The organism is Acinetobacter sp. WCHA29, assembly GCF_002165335.1.
Taxonomy (GTDB): Bacteria; Pseudomonadota; Gammaproteobacteria; order Pseudomonadales; family Moraxellaceae; genus Acinetobacter.
In genome coordinates, this window is record NZ_NHRQ01000012.1 from 75827 (window position 1) to 91970 (window position 16144).

At 38.2% G+C, this 16144-nt stretch carries 15 protein-coding genes; 3 read left to right on the forward strand and 12 right to left on the reverse strand.

Translation table 11 applies throughout. The annotated features are described in order from the left end of the window. Positions 1 to 25: 25 nt before the first annotated feature. From lpxA to rimO, 12 genes are all read right to left on the reverse strand, one after another. On the reverse strand, positions 26 to 814 hold the full coding sequence (lpxA, locus tag CDG59_RS09685; RefSeq protein WP_046739600.1) for an acyl-ACP--UDP-N-acetylglucosamine O-acyltransferase: 789 nt from the start codon (positions 812 to 814) through the stop codon (positions 26 to 28). Beyond that, positions 811 to 1296 carry a 3-hydroxyacyl-ACP dehydratase FabZ gene (fabZ, locus tag CDG59_RS09690; protein ID WP_004662038.1) on the reverse strand — a complete coding sequence of 162 codons (486 nt, stop codon included), beginning with the start codon at positions 1294 to 1296 and terminating at the stop codon, positions 811 to 813. The genes lpxA and fabZ overlap by 4 nt, the downstream gene beginning before the upstream one ends. A gap of 6 nt (positions 1297 to 1302) precedes the next feature. Further along, positions 1303 to 2373 carry a UDP-3-O-(3-hydroxymyristoyl)glucosamine N-acyltransferase gene (lpxD, locus tag CDG59_RS09695; protein ID WP_087545059.1) on the reverse strand — a complete coding sequence of 357 codons (1071 nt, stop codon included), beginning with the start codon at positions 2371 to 2373 and terminating at the stop codon, positions 1303 to 1305. A gap of 3 nt (positions 2374 to 2376) precedes the next feature. Continuing rightward, the gene (locus CDG59_RS09700) at positions 2377 to 2877 is read right to left on the reverse strand and encodes an OmpH family outer membrane protein (protein WP_005160299.1); all 501 of its coding nucleotides are present in this window, start codon (positions 2875 to 2877) and stop codon (positions 2377 to 2379) included. Between the two features lie 40 nt (positions 2878 to 2917). Then, the gene (gene bamA, locus CDG59_RS09705) at positions 2918 to 5431 is read right to left on the reverse strand and encodes an outer membrane protein assembly factor BamA (RefSeq protein ID WP_087545061.1); all 2514 of its coding nucleotides are present in this window, start codon (positions 5429 to 5431) and stop codon (positions 2918 to 2920) included. 34 nt (positions 5432 to 5465) lie between these two features. Then, entirely contained in the window at positions 5466 to 6821 is a 1356-nt protein-coding gene (rseP, locus tag CDG59_RS09710; RefSeq protein ID WP_087545063.1) for an RIP metalloprotease RseP, read from the reverse strand. 5 nt (positions 6822 to 6826) lie between these two features. Continuing rightward, a complete protein-coding gene (gene ispC / locus CDG59_RS09715) occupies positions 6827 to 8023 on the reverse strand; it encodes a 1-deoxy-D-xylulose-5-phosphate reductoisomerase (protein ID WP_087545065.1) in 1197 nt (398 codons plus the stop codon). Then, positions 8024 to 8851: a phosphatidate cytidylyltransferase gene (locus CDG59_RS09720; RefSeq protein WP_087545067.1), complete on the reverse strand. Its 828-nt coding sequence runs from the start codon at positions 8849 to 8851 to the stop codon at positions 8024 to 8026. 2 nt (positions 8852 to 8853) lie between these two features. Continuing rightward, a complete protein-coding gene (uppS, locus tag CDG59_RS09725) occupies positions 8854 to 9603 on the reverse strand; it encodes a polyprenyl diphosphate synthase (RefSeq protein WP_087545069.1) in 750 nt (249 codons plus the stop codon). Positions 9604 to 9607: 4 nt separating this feature from the next. After that, on the reverse strand, positions 9608 to 10162 hold the full coding sequence (frr, locus tag CDG59_RS09730; RefSeq protein WP_087545071.1) for a ribosome recycling factor: 555 nt from the start codon (positions 10160 to 10162) through the stop codon (positions 9608 to 9610). Positions 10163 to 10238: 76 nt separating this feature from the next. Next, positions 10239 to 10967 carry a UMP kinase gene (gene pyrH / locus CDG59_RS09735; protein WP_004662027.1) on the reverse strand — a complete coding sequence of 243 codons (729 nt, stop codon included), beginning with the start codon at positions 10965 to 10967 and terminating at the stop codon, positions 10239 to 10241. Positions 10968 to 11018: 51 nt separating this feature from the next. After that, a complete protein-coding gene (rimO, locus tag CDG59_RS09740) occupies positions 11019 to 12362 on the reverse strand; it encodes a 30S ribosomal protein S12 methylthiotransferase RimO (RefSeq protein WP_004915625.1) in 1344 nt (447 codons plus the stop codon). A gap of 328 nt (positions 12363 to 12690) precedes the next feature. On the opposite strand from rimO, the gene glnL reads away from it, so the two are divergent. The 3 genes from glnL (at position 12691) to CDG59_RS09755 (ending at position 16030) form a co-directional block, all read left to right on the forward strand. After that, positions 12691 to 13800 carry a nitrogen regulation protein NR(II) gene (glnL, locus tag CDG59_RS09745; RefSeq protein WP_005160313.1) on the forward strand — a complete coding sequence of 370 codons (1110 nt, stop codon included), beginning with the start codon at positions 12691 to 12693 and terminating at the stop codon, positions 13798 to 13800. Beyond that, entirely contained in the window at positions 13787 to 15274 is a 1488-nt protein-coding gene (gene glnG / locus CDG59_RS09750) for a nitrogen regulation protein NR(I) (RefSeq protein WP_087545073.1), read from the forward strand. Before glnL ends, glnG begins: the two co-directional genes overlap by 14 nt. 147 nt (positions 15275 to 15421) lie before the next feature. Further along, the gene (locus tag CDG59_RS09755) at positions 15422 to 16030 is read left to right on the forward strand and encodes a TetR/AcrR family transcriptional regulator (RefSeq protein WP_087545075.1); all 609 of its coding nucleotides are present in this window, start codon (positions 15422 to 15424) and stop codon (positions 16028 to 16030) included. Positions 16031 to 16144: the final 114 nt, after the last annotated feature.

A 16144-nucleotide genomic window follows, 5' to 3' on the forward strand; every position in this document is an offset into this window, starting at 1 on the left:
GGTGTCTTTTTTTATTTTCTAAATTTTAACGGACAATACCGCGTGTAGACTTTTCGAGTGAATCAATAAACAATTGTGCTTCAGGCGTCTTCGTCAGTATGTCGCTACGAATCTGCTCAATCGCTTGCTCAGTGGTTAAACCAGCCTTATAAATCAGCTTGTATGCTTCTCTTAAACCTTGAATCGTATCTCGAGTCCAACCTTTACGTCGCATGCCTTCAATATTCATACCATATGCATGTGCAGGATTACCAGATGCCATCACGTAAGCGGGAACGTCCTTAAGAATTAAAGCTGCTCCACCAATCATGCTGTATGAATCAATACGGCAGAACTGATGAATACCCGCATTACCACCTACAATAACATGATTACCTACATGGACATGACCTGCAACGCCCACGTTATTGGCAAAAATATTGTGATCACCAATTACACAATCATGCGCAATATGGGTATTCACCATGAATAAGTTATGACTGCCAATTTTTGTTATTGCATTATCCTGAACCGTACCTCTATGCAAAGTACAATGTTCACGAATAAAGTTATTATCCCCTATTTCTAGCCATGTCTCTTCACCTTGATACTTTAAATCTTGGCAAATTTCACCGACACTCGAAAACTGAAAAATATCATTATTTTTTCCAATTTTCGTAAAACCGCCAATTACCACGTGTGAACGTAATTTAGTCCCAGCATCAATCGTTACATTCGGACCAACAATACAATAAGGTCCAATTTGTACATCAGATGCAATTTCTGCAGATGGGTCAATAATTGCGGTTGGGTGAATTAGGTTTTGACTACTCATGTCTGCTCAATTTTTTGGTGGGAAATAATGATCTCTGCTGTTGCAGCGACAATACCGTCGACACTAGCCTTACAATTGTACTTGTAAATGCCACGTTTTTGCATCACTAGTTCTGATTTTAAAACAAGCTGGTCACCAGCAACGACTTGTTTCTTAAATCTTACTTTTTCTGCGCCAGCAAATAAGAACAATGATCCTTCTTTTGGCTTTTGATTTGTCAATACAAAGCCTAATATTCCTGAGACCTGTGCGAGAGCTTCAATAATCAACACACCCGGCATAATTGGGTATGTCGGGAAATGCCCTTGCAAGAACTCTTCATTAATAGAGACATTTTTATAGCCGACAATACTATTCTCAGTTATTTCTGTAACTCTATCAACAAGTAAAAAAGGATAACGATGCGGTAAATATTCACGAATCGTAAGAATATCCATGGGTAATGCAGGCATTGTAAATGCTGGAGATGTAGACTCAGTCATAATAAATTATTTACGTAACTTAAAGGTTGATTCAAGGGACTCTAATTGAGCTTGCATATGATCAAGCCTTTTAGTGATTTGGGTCAATGGCACATCTGCTAATTGTCTAAGGCGTACAACAGTTCTTTTCCAGTGACTATTTTCAAATAGTCCAATTCCCGAAGAAAAGGTTCCCGCTTCAGAAATACTTTTTGTGACCATTGACATTCCAGTAAGCGTCACATTATTCGCAATATTTAAATGCCCTGCAACTGCACTGCCACCACCGATAATACAGTTTTTGCCAATTCGGACACTTCCAGCAATTGCCGTGTTTGCAGCGATGGCTGTATGTTGATCAATTTGAACATTGTGGGCAATTTGCACAAGGTTATCAATAATGACGCCATCTGCTAAAATTGTGTCATCTAATGCGCCACGATCAATACTACAATTTGAACCAATACGGACATCATTCCCGATTCTTACCGAACCGAGTTGAGCAATACGGTGCCATTTTCCTTGATAAGGTGCAAAACCAAAACCTTCTGATCCAATCACCGTATTCGCATGAATACGAACCCGATCTTTTAACTTTGCACCGCCAGTAATTGTGACATGCGCATCAATGAAACAGTCGTTACCAATTTCAACATCATCATCAATAAAAGCATGTGCTTGGATAATTGTATTATGTCCAATAACACAATGCTCACCAATGACAGCATAGTGTCCTATATAAGTATTATCAGCCACGATCGCAGAAGGATGAATTTGAGCAGTACTTTCGATACCTCTTTGAGAAGCTTTCTTCTCAAATAAATGTGTAAGAATTGCAAAAGCGAGATAAGGATTTTCTACAACGATAAAATTTTGCTTCGATGATAATTGTTGTTTTAATGCAGTTGTCACAATATAAACACCTGCTTCGCTTGCCTCAGCTTGTGCTAAATATTTTTCACCATTTACAAAACAAATGTGATGATTTTGTGCCTGTTCCAAACTAGACAAATTAGAAATTTTAAAATCTTTATCACCAAAAAGCTCACCTTTTACAAGATGAGCTATTTCTTCTAAACGATAAATACGTCTATTCATTGATTATTTCAGTGCGTTAACCTTTTGGATCATTTTATCAGTTAAATCATACTGAGCGTCAGAGGCAATTGTTGAATTTTTATTCAAAATAAGATCTAAATTATTTTCTTTTCTTAATTGCTCAGCGACTTGCTTCACTTTTCCTTCAAATGCAGTGTTCATTGACTGTAATGTAGACTGTACTTTAGTCTGTAAACCCTGTTGAGTTGTATTGAACTCATTTAACTTAGCTTGATACAGCGCAGTCATTTTTTGAATATCTGCTTGATTCATCTTAGGACCATCAGTTTGCGCTTTTTGCTGCATAGTTTCCAATTCTTTGCCTAATTGTTCTAATCGTGTCGATGTTGGTTTAACTGATTGGCCAAGAGCAGCATTTTGTTGTTTAAGATATGTGCTACTTTCAACTACGCGAGCTAGATCAACAACACCTATACCAGCAGCATTCGTCATAGCAGAAACCGTTAAACCTAAGCCTAACATCAACATCGTTAATTTTTTCATTATTTCGTCCTTTTATATTTTAAGAGCTTAAAGGCCGTACTTAGAAAGTACGACCAATTTCGAATTGAATAGATTTGGTATTATCACCACTCTTATCATTAAGCGGATAAGCATAACTTAATGATAATGGACCAATCATCGTAATCCATGTGAAACCAGCACCAACACTATAACGCATATTGCCAAAATCGAACTTGTAGTTATCATTACAATATTGTTTGATATCAACCGTACTAGCACCTACTAATATATTACCTTTTGGTATATTACATTGCGTATCAAATACCTGAGCACCCTCGGCAAAAAGTACAGGTCGAACTTGACGTGTCCAATCTCCTTTGAATGGTAAAGGAAGCGCCAATTCTGTTCCAAATTGAACCAGTGCGTTACCACCCACTTCCTCTTTTGATAAGTCATCTTTACCCATTTCCTGGAAAATAACACTTGGATATTTAGGACCTAATGAACTGTTATCATAGCCACGGACTGATCCATAACCACCCGCATAGAAGTTTTTATAGAATGGTAGGTCATTACCATAACCTAATTTACCATAACCTCTAAGCACAAAACCCTTAGGTAATGATTTGAATACCTGAGCATCATAAGTCATTTTTTGATAGTCAACATCACTACCTGGAAGGCCTACTTCTAGACCAACACGGTGCGACATACCTGACGTCGGAAAAAGTGGTCTGTTCAAGGTGTTATAAGACCAACCTAAATTCAAAGTATAAGTTAGGAAACTACCCTCGAAAGCACTATTATAAGTAATCTCACCACCTGGTTTACATTTACCTGTATAGTTACCATCTAAATCTTTATCTAATTGGTCTTCAGGACAATAAGTGTTCTGTGCAGTTGCTTTACCACCATTTGCCAACAAATAATCACGAATGTATGTAGATACACTTGGACCTGTTCTTACTTTAGTTTGATCGATACCTAAAGACGCACTAATACTCTGATTTTCATCAATTGGGTATCCAAAACTTAAACTACCACCGACACTATCAGTAACATAGTTATTAACGTTATAGTTCTCACTTAACTTCGTTTTTCGATAATAAACGTTGTAACCACGACTCACGCCATCAATAGTAAAATATGGGTCCGTCACACTTAAGTTATAATAGTCTTGTGTTTCTGAACGAGATAAATCAATCGCAACACGATTTCCAGTACCCATAAAGTTAGTTTGGCTTAAACCTGCTTGGAAAGTAATACCACCATTTTGAGAATAACCGACCGCAAGTGTCGTTGTACCAGAGTGTTGCTCTTCGACATTAATATTTAAATCAACTTGGTCTGGTGAATTAGGTACACGAACAGGTTTTACATCAACAGTTTTAAAGAAACCTGTACGTTCCAGACGCACTTTGGACAAGTCAATTTTTTCATTGCTTGCTAAAGCACCTTCCATTTGGCGCATTTCACGACGTAATACTTCATCAGCTGTTTTACTATTTCCAGTAAAGTTAATACGACGAACAGTGACTTGCTGACCAGGGTTAATATAATAATTTAGATTCACAATCCCTGTTTGATTATTAATTTCAGGTACAACATTCACTTCTGCATAGTAATAACCTGCATTACCATATTTGCGAAGTAGCAACTGCTTAACGGCATTTACTTTTTCTTGTGAATAAGTTTCACCATCTTTATATAATTTTAGTGCTTTTAATTCTTCAGGTTTATAGAGTGCATCGCCTAAGAATTTGGTTTCACCAAACTTAAATTGACTACCTTCATCAACTGAAACCTCAATAAAGATGTGCTTTTTATCTTCGCTAATGTTGAGTTGTGAATTGATAATATTAAAGTTGATATAACCTTTATTCAGATATAGAGCTCGTAACGCTTCTAAGCTTGCTGCCATTTTTTCACGTGCATAGCGATCATTACGTGTAACAATCGAAGCCCAACCGCTTTCTTTAACTGCAAAAGCTTGCTTAATATCACTATCACTAAATACAGTATTACCAATGATATTAATATCAAATACTTTTGCAGCAGTACCTTCATTAAAATTAAGCTTTAGTTCTACACGGTTATTTGGTCTAGCAACAGTATCAATCGTTACATCTGCATCATAACGACCTTGCTGAGTATATTGTTGTTCAAGCTCAGTCTCAATAATCTGTAATGCAGATTTCTTGAAAACTTCCCCTTCAGCAATACCCATCTTTTTTAAGCCTTGTTCTAAGGCTTCTTTAGGAATAAGTTTATTACCTTTGAATTCCAATTTTGAAATGATTGGACGCTCTACAACTTTAAACACCAATACGTCTTTTTCTTTATAGGCTTTAATGTCATCAAATAGACCTGAAGCATATAAAGTACGGATCGCCTCAGCAATCATTGGATCACTTACTCTATCGCCACTATTTATTGGTAACATAGAATAGATACTTGCAGGTGTTAAACGCACGAGGCCATCAATTCGTATATCTTGTGCAAGAAACTCATCTGCTGCGTATGCTTGTTGTACCACTGCCATCGCACTAACCAGTGCCAAAGGCATTAATAAATGTGTGTGACGCATGCCCATATATTTTCCAGTAAGTTAAATTCCGTTTGCGTTTTTATAAACGCATGAAGTCGTTAAATAAAGCCAAAAGCATCATGCTACCGAGCAGTACCATACCAACTTTTAGACCAAACATCTGTATTTGTTCAGAAACAGGTTTACCACGTATTGCTTCAATAAAGTAATAAACTAAATGACCGCCATCAAGCATCGGAATTGGTAATAAATTTAAAATTCCTAAACTAACACTCATCAATGCCATAAAAGAAATAAAGGTTTGCCACCCCATTTCAGCACTCTGTCCTGCAACTTTAGCAATCGTAATAGGACCTGATAAGTTATCCAATCCAATTAGTCCACGTACCATTTTAGTAATCGAACTAAAAATCATACCTGACAATTGTATTGTTTTTTCAACAGCAACCCCGAAAGCTTCTACAGGTGAATACTGAATGGTTTGTTTATATTCATTCGGAATTGTGATTTTACCTGCATCACTTTTTACTCCAAGAACACCACTCATATTACCCATATTGTCACGCTGACCTTGAGGCATCACTTGTAAATGAACCAGTTTGCCTTGACGTAGCACATCAATATTTAAGAGTTTTTCAGGTGAATTTTGTACAACATCAACGACATCAAACCAATCTTTCATTGCAACGTTATTAATCGCAACAATTTTGTCTCCGACTTTCATACCTTGACGTATAGCAGCGCCATCAGTACTCAGTTCTTTTACGATCGCTGGAATCACAGGACGATAAGGTAAAAACCCTAACTCATCCAAAGGCGATTGGCTCTGATCTTTTAGAAAATCTTTGATCGGTAAACTAAACTGTTTTTCAGTTCCAGTACGATCAACAACAATTGAAACCTGACCTGTCTCTCCAACACGATTAACTAAAGCATAGTTTAGTTTTTCCCATGTTGGTGTCGTTTGACCATCAACCATTACTACTTTATCGCCAAGCTGTAAATCGACTTGGGCAGCAGGTGTATTTGGCATGATTTTGCCAATACGGGTATTTAGTTGTTCTTGAGCTGGTAAAAACAAAATCCAAAACAATAAAACAGCAAAAATAAGATTAATCAGCGGTCCAGCAGCAACAATTGCAATACGTTTCCAAGGTGACTGACGATTAAACGCATAAGGTAAATCTTGCTCTGCAACATTACCTTCACGTTCATCAAGCATTTTAACGTAACCACCTAACGGCAATGCTGAAAGCTGGTATTGTATACCTGATTTTTTCGATTGCCATTTAAGCAAAGTCGGTCCAAAGCCAATAGAATAGACTAAAACCTTAACGCCTAATTTACGTGCGACCCAATAATGACCAAACTCATGAATCGCAATCAGAGGGCCTAATAATAAAATCGCTGCAACAATCATAAATAGTGCGCTCATACGATTTAACCCCCTATACCTACGATGTACTTCTCTGCGATATCTCTTGCGATCATATCAGTCTGCAAAATGATGTCTATGCTTTCTGCTTTAGCATTTTGTACAGCTTGTAAAGTATGCTCGACCACTTGCGTAATTTCAGTAAATCGAATTTGTCCTTTTAAAAATGCAGCAACCGCGATTTCATTGGCAGCATTCAAAATTGTAGGGGCCAGCCCACCCGCACGCATTGCTTGACGAGCTAGATTTAAAGCTGGGAACTTAATAATATCAGGAGCCTGAAAATTTAATTGAGCTGTTTCAAACAGATTTAAAGCAGGAACATCCGTCATTAAGCGTTGCGGCCATGCCAAAGCGTGCGCAATTGGCGTACACATGTCTGGGTTACCCATTTGTGCCAAAGTTGATCCATCCACATATTGCACCATGGAATGAATAATACTTTGTGGATGAACAACAACTGTAACAAAATGTTCTGATATTGAAAACAAATGACACGCTTCGATCAATTCCAAACCTTTATTCATTAAAGTCGCTGAATCTACCGAAATTTTTTGTCCCATAGACCAATTTGGATGCTTACAAGCCTGTTGAGGCGTTACATCATGTAATTGTTCTAAAGAATGATTAAGAAATGGACCACCAGAAGCTGTTAATAAAACCTGAGACACACCAAGTTGTGGCTCACCTGTTCTCTCAATCTGTAAATAATTGTGTGGTAATGACTGAAAGATCGCATTATGCTCTGAATCGACAGGAAGCAATAAAGCATTATGATCACGTGCTGCCTGCATCATGATGTCACCTGACATCACCAAGGCTTCCTTGTTTGCAAGTAACACACGTTTGCCTGCTTTGACTGCGGCAAGCGTCGGTAATAAGCCAGCAGCACCGACGATTGCAGCCATAACAATATCAACTGCATCATGTTCAGCAATGGCTATCAAACCCGCTTCATCTGTTAAAATTTCAATATTTTTTAGGTTTTCTTGATTTAAACGCTGCTCTAGTTCTAAAGTTTTTATTTTCGGAACAACCACTATTTTAGGGCTGTATTTTTTACATATTTCTACCAGTTCATCTAAACGACTATATGCAGAAACCGCATAAACAGAGTATTGGTCTGGGTGTCGCGCCAATACTTTTAAGGTACTTTGCCCAATAGAGCCCGTAACACCCAATATACAAACAGCCTGTGTCATTTATAGATCTACACCAATAAGTTTTACCAATACATACATACCAGTTGCAAAAATAGGCGCTGCAGCAAGAAGTGAATCAATTCGATCTAATACTCCACCATGCCCAGGAAGTACACGCCCTGAGTCTTTAATGCCTGCACGACGTTTGATCATTGACTCAAACAAGTCACCTAATACTGATGCAAAAACGGTAATAATAGAAAGAATCAGGAATAAGATAAGCTGTATTACAGTTAAGTCTAAATAGAAATGTTGTACAACCAACATAATCACAACTGTTGTTGCAATACCACCATACAATCCCTCAACCGATTTATTTGGGCTTACTGTAGGAGCAAGTTTTCTTTTACCCAATTTACGACCAACAAAATATGCACCACTATCTGCCCCCCAAACCAACAAGAACAAATACATCAGCCACCAAGGTGAGCTATGCCAAACCGCATAAAGCGCAGTCACTGCTGCAGAAATTAGAATAAAACCAATTACATATAATGATACATTGTACCAATTATCTGATTCTGGAAAATTTTTAACCCAGTAAATACTACCTAGCCACGTAAGAATAGATGCTGCCCATAGCAACAATGCAACATCATCAAAAAATAATGCGAGTGTTGAAACCGATGCTACACATATACCATATATCCAAGCCTTAGGTTTTGAAACAATAGCTTCTTTATGAGGCATAAGCTTAAACCACTCATAGCCTGCAACCCCAGCTGCTAAAATCATAAGCACAAGCATTGGATAATGTGATTGCGTCGCAAACATGCAACTTAAAACAACAGCAACTAACACCAATGCGGTAATAATCCGCTCTAACATTATTAATTCTCTATTTTCGCTTGTTGAATCTGTTCTGTCGTCTTACCGAAACGTCGTTCACGTCCTGAAAAAACACGAAATGCGTAATCCAATTCTTCAACCTTAAACTCTGGCCATAAAGTTTCTGTAAAGTACAATTCTGCATACGCAGCTTGCCACAATAAGAAATTTGAAAGGCGATAATCCCCCCCTGTACGAATTAATAAATCCACAGCAGGTAGGTCATTTAGACTGACATATTTATCAAATAAATCAACATTTATATGATTTGTTTGAACTTTTCCAGCAAGAACATCTTGAGCAATACATTTTGCAGCATTCGCCATGTCCCACATACCACCATAGCTAATCGCAATACTTAAGGTCATGGAATCAAAGGCGGCTGTTTTTTGTTCTGCATATTGCATCAAATCACTTAAATGATCTGAGAGACGCGATCGGTCACCAATAAAACGTAGAGCAATATTAAACTTTTCCATACGAGGAAGTTGCTCATGAATCGTATCTTCTAACAACTTCATGAGTAAATCGACTTCATACTGTGGTCGATTCCAGTTTTCACTTGAAAATGCAAAAACCGTTAATGCTTTTACGCCGACACTTTTACAATGCTCAACAATCGGATCCAAGACATTTTTGCCTTCACGATGCCCATCACCTTTTTGCATTTGCATCTTTTTGGCAAAGCGATTGTTGCCATCCATAATGATGGCAACATGCTGAGGAAGAAGTTGATCTTCTTGCAAGGTCATAAAGTTAGACCTTCATTAATTCTGCTTCTTTTGCAGCTAGACGTTTATCTACTTCTGCAACATATTTATCTGTGATCTTTTGAATATCTTCACTAGCACGGCGTTCATCATCTTCAGAAATTTCTTTTTCCTTCAATAATGCTTTGATATCACCTAAAACATCACGACGAATGTTTCGAATAGCAACTTTTGCATTTTCAGCTTCATTACGAGCAACTTTTTGCATGTCACGACGAGTTTCTTCAGTCAACGCAGGTAAAGGTACACGAATTGAATCAGCTGTAATTGGGTTTAAACCCAAATCACTTTCACGAATTGCTTTATCAATTGCAGAAACCATTGTACGTTCAAATGGCTGAACAATAAGCGTACGAGAATCTTCAACACCTACGTTAGCAACTTGATTCAAAGGAACGTCAGAACCATAGTAAGGAACCATCACACCATTTAAAATTGATGGGTGAGCACGTCCAGTACGAACTTTAGCAAAACCTTGTTCTAAAGAATCAAGTGTTTTCTGCATGCGCTGTTCGCTATCTTTTTTGAGATCGTTAATCATATGATCTTCCTTACTTATTCATTAGGTATTACAAAATATTAAACATTAGTATAAAGAGCTTTCGGTCTCACGTACATTAGTTCGTAACGTGAGTACCCTCTTTTTCGCCCATTACTACAGAAAGCAATGCACCAGATTTGTTCATATCAAAAACTTGCAATGGAACGTTATGGTCACGACACAAGCAAATCGCAGTTAAGTCCATTACACCAAGCTTTTCATCAAGTACTTGATCGAAAGTTAAGTTATCGTACTTCACAGCATCGTCATATTTGCTTGGATCTTTGTTGTAGACACCATCAACTTTCGTCGCTTTCAAAATAAGGTTTGCTTCAATCTCGATACCACGCAAACAAGCTGCTGTATCAGTTGTAAAGAACGGATTTCCCGTTCCTGCTACAAATACACAAACTTCACCTTGGCTTAAATGACGAATCGCATCACGACTTGAATAAGATTCAACAACTGTTCCGATCGGAAGAGCAGACATTAAACGTGTTTTAATGTTGCGACGCACTAATGCATCACGCATTGCCAAACCATTCATAACTGTAGCCAGCATCCCCATTTGGTCACCAGTTACACGCCCAACCAAACCGTCTTTTTGTAACTGACTCCCACGATATAAGTTACCGCCACCAACTACAATTCCGACTTGTACTCCCAAACCAACCAAGTGAGCAATCGAAAGCGACATTTGATCAAGGACTTGGGCATCAATACCCATATCTTTATTACCCGCTAAAGCTTCACCAGAAAGCTTTAACAAAATACGTGCATAACGTGGATTTTTAGAAGCTGACATACTTTTACTCCAAACCGACCAATCTCATAAATTCTTTTATCGCATTTAATATTAAGCAGATTTAATCTGAATTAACTTTGCAAATAAATCATATTCATCCGCATCAGTAATTTCGACTTCAAGCAGATCACCTGCTTTAATCACACTTTTATCAATATCTTCTACAAAAACATTACCGTCAATTTCAGGTGCATCCGCGTAAGAACGCGCTACCGCTACTGGAAATTCATCTTCCAAGCTATCTACAAGCACAGTCATCTTTTGACCGATACGCTTTTGTAGTTTTGCAGCAGAAATTTCTTGTTGGACTTCCATAAAACGTTCATAACGTTCTTGCTTAATTTCTTCAGGTACGTGATCAGGAAGATCATTTGCCGTTGCACCTTCCACAGGTGAATAAGTAAAGCAACCTACGCGATCCAACTGAGCTTCTTTTAACCAATCAAGTAATATTTGGAAGTCTTCTTCTGTTTCACCAGGGAAACCAACCACGAAGGTAGAACGAATCACCAATTCAGGGCATTTTTCACGCCACAATTTCAGACGCTCTAATGTATTTTCGCTATGGGCTGGTCGCTTCATCAATTTTAAAATGCGCGGACTGGCATGCTGAAAAGGAATATCTAAATATGGCAGGATTTTCCCTTGTGCCATTAGGTCAATAACTGCATCGACATGTGGGTACGGATAAACATAATGTAAACGCACCCAAATACCAAGCTGACCAAGTGCTTCACACATATCATAGAACTTAGTTTTTACAGGTTGACCATTCCAAAAGTCCAACTTGTATTTGGTATCGACACCATAAGCAGAAGTATCTTGAGAAATAACCAATACTTCTTTTACACCAGCACGTTTTAATGCTGCTGCTTCATCTAACACACTACCCACAGGACGAGAAACTAAATCACCACGCATACTTGGGATAATGCAGAAGGTACAACGATGGTTACAGCCTTCTGATATTTTTAAATAAGCATAATGTTTTGGTGTTAGACGCACACCTTGTTCTGGGACTAGATCAATAAATGGGTTATGTTTTGGAGGAGCTGGTACATATTCATGTACAGCTTCCATTACATCTTGATAAGCTGCCGCCCCTGTAACTTTAAGCACATTTGGGTGCATTTGACGAATTTTATCTTCATCTTTACCTAAGCAACCAGTAACGATCACACGACCGTTTTCGCTCATGGCTTCGCCAATGGCATCTAAAGACTCTTGCACTGCAGATTCAATAAAACCACAGGTGTTAACAACAACCAAATCTGCACCGTCGTAATCTGATGCAACTTGATAACCTTCAGTCTTTAACTGAGTTAAAATTCGTTCAGAATCTACCAATGCCTTAGGACAACCTAAAGATACAAAACCGACTTTGGGGGTCTTCATGAATCTGCGCTCCACTTGAATCGGCGTATTGTATGACTTTTCTTTGCTGCCGCATAGCTACAAAGCCATCTCTTTGTGTAATGCACCAAAATACAACCAAAATTTTAAACAAACCCTAACAACGCACCATTTTAAAGCATGATAAAATATTGAAATAACTCAATCTATGTGAAAAATACAGCATAAACTCATTATTTATGAATTAAGTTATTGAAAATTAGCTAATACAAAGTTGGCTTGCATTTTGCATTAAATACATCTCAGAAGTTAATGGCTATTCATCTATATTGATATTTATTGCGCCATTTTAAAACAGGACGATTCACAAATGGATCAACATAACACTATCGACTATCGACTGCTCGTAGATAATCTGACCACTGCCATATTATTGGTCGATAGTAAACTTAATATTTTTTATTTAAATTCGGCTTGTGAAGCATTATTCGATGTTAGTTTACTTCGCGCATCAGGTCAGCCTGTGCTCAATCTACTTCATGCACATGACGATTCATTTAATACACATGAAGCTTTATTAAATACATTAAAAAGCGGACAACATTACACACGCCGCGAAGCTGTAATTAATGTGAATTTTAAACCAATCCATGTGGATTATACGGTCTCACAACTAAATGCAGGTAAAAGTTATCACCCACTTTTATTAATCGAACTCAATCCAATTGATCGGATGTTGAAAATTTCTAAAGAAGAAAATTTAGTACAACAACATCAAGTCGCACGCCAACTAGTTCGCGGCGTTGCACATGAAATTAAGAATCCTCTAGCGGGCATTCGTGGTGCAACACAATTACTTGCTCGCAGCTTAAATGATGAAAGCTATCGTGAGTTTACCGACATTATTATTAGTGAAGTCGATCGCCTAACCAATCTCGCAGATACCATGCTTGGTTCACGTCAATTACCAAGCTACGAACTGGTTAATGTACATGAACCTTTAGAGCGCGTTCGTTCACTTATTGTGAACCAAACGAAGAAAAAAATTAAGATTACTCGTGATTACGACCTGTCTTTACCTGATGTGATGGCTGACCGTGATCAACTGATTCAAGTCATGCTCAATATCAGCGTAAATGCTGTGCAAGCAATGACTGAAAATAAAGATTTTTTTGTCGATTCAGAACCAGAGCTAATTTTAAGAACGCGCATTCAACGCTTAGTCACAATTAACGGTGTTCTGAATCGCTCATCGATAAGAATTGATATTGAAGACAATGGACCAGGTGTTCCAGAAAGCATATTAGAGTCTGTATTTTACCCTCTTGTGACTGGGCGGGCAAAGGGAACAGGGCTTGGCCTCAGTATCGCGCAAAACATCATGCATCAACACAACGGAATGATCGAGTGTCAATCCGTTCCAGGAAAAACCATATTTAGCTTATATTTACCTTGGGAGTCAGACCGTGTCACGAAATAAAATTTGGGTAATTGATGACGATCGTGCCATGCGTTGGGTACTCGAAAAAACTTTTAAAGAAGAAGGTTTTGACGTCACCAACTTTGAAGAAGCACAAACAGCGCTAGAACGTTTGCATGATGCTGCACCCGATGTCATTTTGACAGATATTCGTATGCCTGGAATTGATGGCTTAACTTTCCTGTCTAAAGTTAAAAACACGCATCCAGATCTACCTGTCATCATCATGACAGCACATTCTGATTTAGAATCTGCCGTCTCAAGTTACCAAACTGGTGCATTTGAGTATTTACCAAAACCATTTGATATCGATGAAGCTTTAGCATTAGTGAATCGTGCTATTTTACATATCAATAAATTGCAACAACAAGAAGCAACCAAAGCAACGACACCTTTACAATCAACCGAAATTATTGGTGAATCACCTGCAATGCAGGAGGTGTTTCGTGCGATTGGGCGTTTATCACAATCCCATATCACGGTTCTTATAAATGGTGAATCAGGTACAGGTAAAGAACTTGTCGCGCATGCATTGCATAAGCATTCACCACGCCGTGCCAAACCATTTATTGCACTCAATATGGCTGCCATTCCAAAAGACTTGATCGAAACTGAGTTATTTGGGCATGAAAAAGGTGCATTTACAGGTGCAAATACTCAGCATCAAGGTCGCTTTGAGCAAGCCAACGGCGGTACATTATTTCTTGATGAAATTGGTGATATGCCTTTTGAAACACAAACACGCTTACTCCGTGTGCTTGCAGATGGTGAGTTCTACCGTGTTGGTGGACATATTCCAGTTAAAGTTGATGTCCGAATTGTAGCCGCAACCCACCAAGACTTAGAGAAGTTAGTGAATGAAGGTCGTTTCCGTGAGGACTTGTACCATCGCCTTAATGTGATTCGCATTCATATTCCGAAACTTGCTCATCGTAGTGAAGATATTCCTATGCTTGCGCAACATTTCTTGGCGCGTGCAGGTAAAGAATTAGGTGTTAGTCCTAAAATCTTACGTACAGAAACAACTGACTATATGCAGCAACTCCCTTGGCCAGGTAACGTTCGTCAATTAGAAAATACTTGTCGTTGGTTAACAGTCATGATTACTGGACGTGAAGTCTATCCAGAAGATCTACCTGCCGAGCTAAAACAAGTTGCTATACAGAAGTCGACGAATGATGCATCAGTTACAAGCCCAGCTTTAGTTGAAAGAATTGCTGTACATCATTGGGATGAGCTACTAGCTCAATGGGCGATTCAAAAGTTAAAAAATGGTGAAATGAAAATTTTAGATATCGCAACACCAATGTTTGAGCGCACTTTGATTAATGCAGCCCTACAACAAACACGTGGTCGCAAACGCCATGCAGCAGAGCTTTTAGGTTGGGGCCGTAACACGCTGACTCGCAAACTTAAAGAGCTTGGCATGGATTCAACAGACGATGATGAAGACGATGAAGTGCGTTCAGCATAAATCATAAACAGTCCATCAAAGCGAGTAATGATCACATTACTCGCTTTTTTACATTGAGATGTTTAGATACATGATCTAATGTCATAGCCATACAAAACATATGGTTTTTGCTATAATAAAATATTGCCTCAACACTCATTGAATATAATGACTGATATTTGTTACCCAAGTTGCGAACAACCTCAAACTCGTCGTGGTCAAGAACGTCGCCTTGCCTTATTACTATGTGCAACCGATTTATTTCTTGAAAAAGGTTATGATGCGGTTTCCTTGGATGATATTGTCAATCATGCAGGTGGCTCAAAAGCTTCTATTTATAAATATTTTGGCAACAAAGAAGGTCTTTTTACTGCGATTTGTGATTATCGTCGTGAAGTGTTTTTTAAAGGTGTTTGCTTTCCATACACTTCAGAACAAAATAATTTAAGAACATACCTTGTACAAACATTACAACGCTTTTATCAACATATTATTCAACCTGAAAATATTGCCTTTATGCGCATGTTCACAGAGCAAACTCAAAAAGACATACAATTAGCGCAATATTTTTATGACCAATGTGCTTTAAATATACAGAATACGATTGCATTTGCTTTAGGTCAGGCACACGACCTCAATGAAATATACTGCTCTAACCCTCATTTCTCTGCCATGATGTATTTCGGAATTTTACGTGATGTCGAGTGGCGACTTTTAATGGGTTTAGAAGTATCAGCAAATGACGCTGAAATAACTGATTATATTAGGGTTTGTTGAGAATTAACAAAGGCAACTGATTAATTTATAATAGTACTATGGATAGATACATACTTACTGATGCCCAATGGGCAAAAATGGAACCTTTTTGCCTAGGTAAAGTGACCGATCGAG

What these genes read in the sequence shown, in the direction of transcription:
- lpxA (WP_046739600.1), bottom strand. Translation starts at nt 814, where the DNA reads ATGAGTAGTCAAAACCTAATTCACCCAACCGCAATTATTGACCCATCT.
- fabZ (WP_004662038.1), bottom strand. Translation starts at nt 1,296, where the DNA reads ATGACTGAGTCTACATCTCCAGCATTTACAATGCCTGCATTACCCATG.
- lpxD (WP_087545059.1), bottom strand. Translation starts at nt 2,373, where the DNA reads ATGAATAGACGTATTTATCGTTTAGAAGAAATAGCTCATCTTGTAAAA.
- CDG59_RS09700 (WP_005160299.1), bottom strand. Translation starts at nt 2,877, where the DNA reads ATGAAAAAATTAACGATGTTGATGTTAGGCTTAGGTTTAACGGTTTCT.
- bamA (WP_087545061.1), bottom strand. Translation starts at nt 5,431, where the DNA reads ATGGGCATGCGTCACACACATTTATTAATGCCTTTGGCACTGGTTAGT.
- rseP (WP_087545063.1), bottom strand. Translation starts at nt 6,821, where the DNA reads ATGAGCGCACTATTTATGATTGTTGCAGCGATTTTATTATTAGGCCCT.
- ispC (WP_087545065.1), bottom strand. Translation starts at nt 8,023, where the DNA reads ATGACACAGGCTGTTTGTATATTGGGTGTTACGGGCTCTATTGGGCAA.
- CDG59_RS09720 (WP_087545067.1), bottom strand. Translation starts at nt 8,851, where the DNA reads ATGTTAGAGCGGATTATTACCGCATTGGTGTTAGTTGCTGTTGTTTTA.
- uppS (WP_087545069.1), bottom strand. Translation starts at nt 9,603, where the DNA reads ATGACCTTGCAAGAAGATCAACTTCTTCCTCAGCATGTTGCCATCATT.
- frr (WP_087545071.1), bottom strand. Translation starts at nt 10,162, where the DNA reads ATGATTAACGATCTCAAAAAAGATAGCGAACAGCGCATGCAGAAAACA.
- pyrH (WP_004662027.1), bottom strand. Translation starts at nt 10,967, where the DNA reads ATGTCAGCTTCTAAAAATCCACGTTATGCACGTATTTTGTTAAAGCTT.
- rimO (WP_004915625.1), bottom strand. Translation starts at nt 12,362, where the DNA reads ATGAAGACCCCCAAAGTCGGTTTTGTATCTTTAGGTTGTCCTAAGGCA.
- glnL (WP_005160313.1), top strand. Translation starts at nt 12,691, where the DNA reads ATGGATCAACATAACACTATCGACTATCGACTGCTCGTAGATAATCTG.
- CDG59_RS09755 (WP_087545075.1), top strand. Translation starts at nt 15,422, where the DNA reads ATGACTGATATTTGTTACCCAAGTTGCGAACAACCTCAAACTCGTCGT.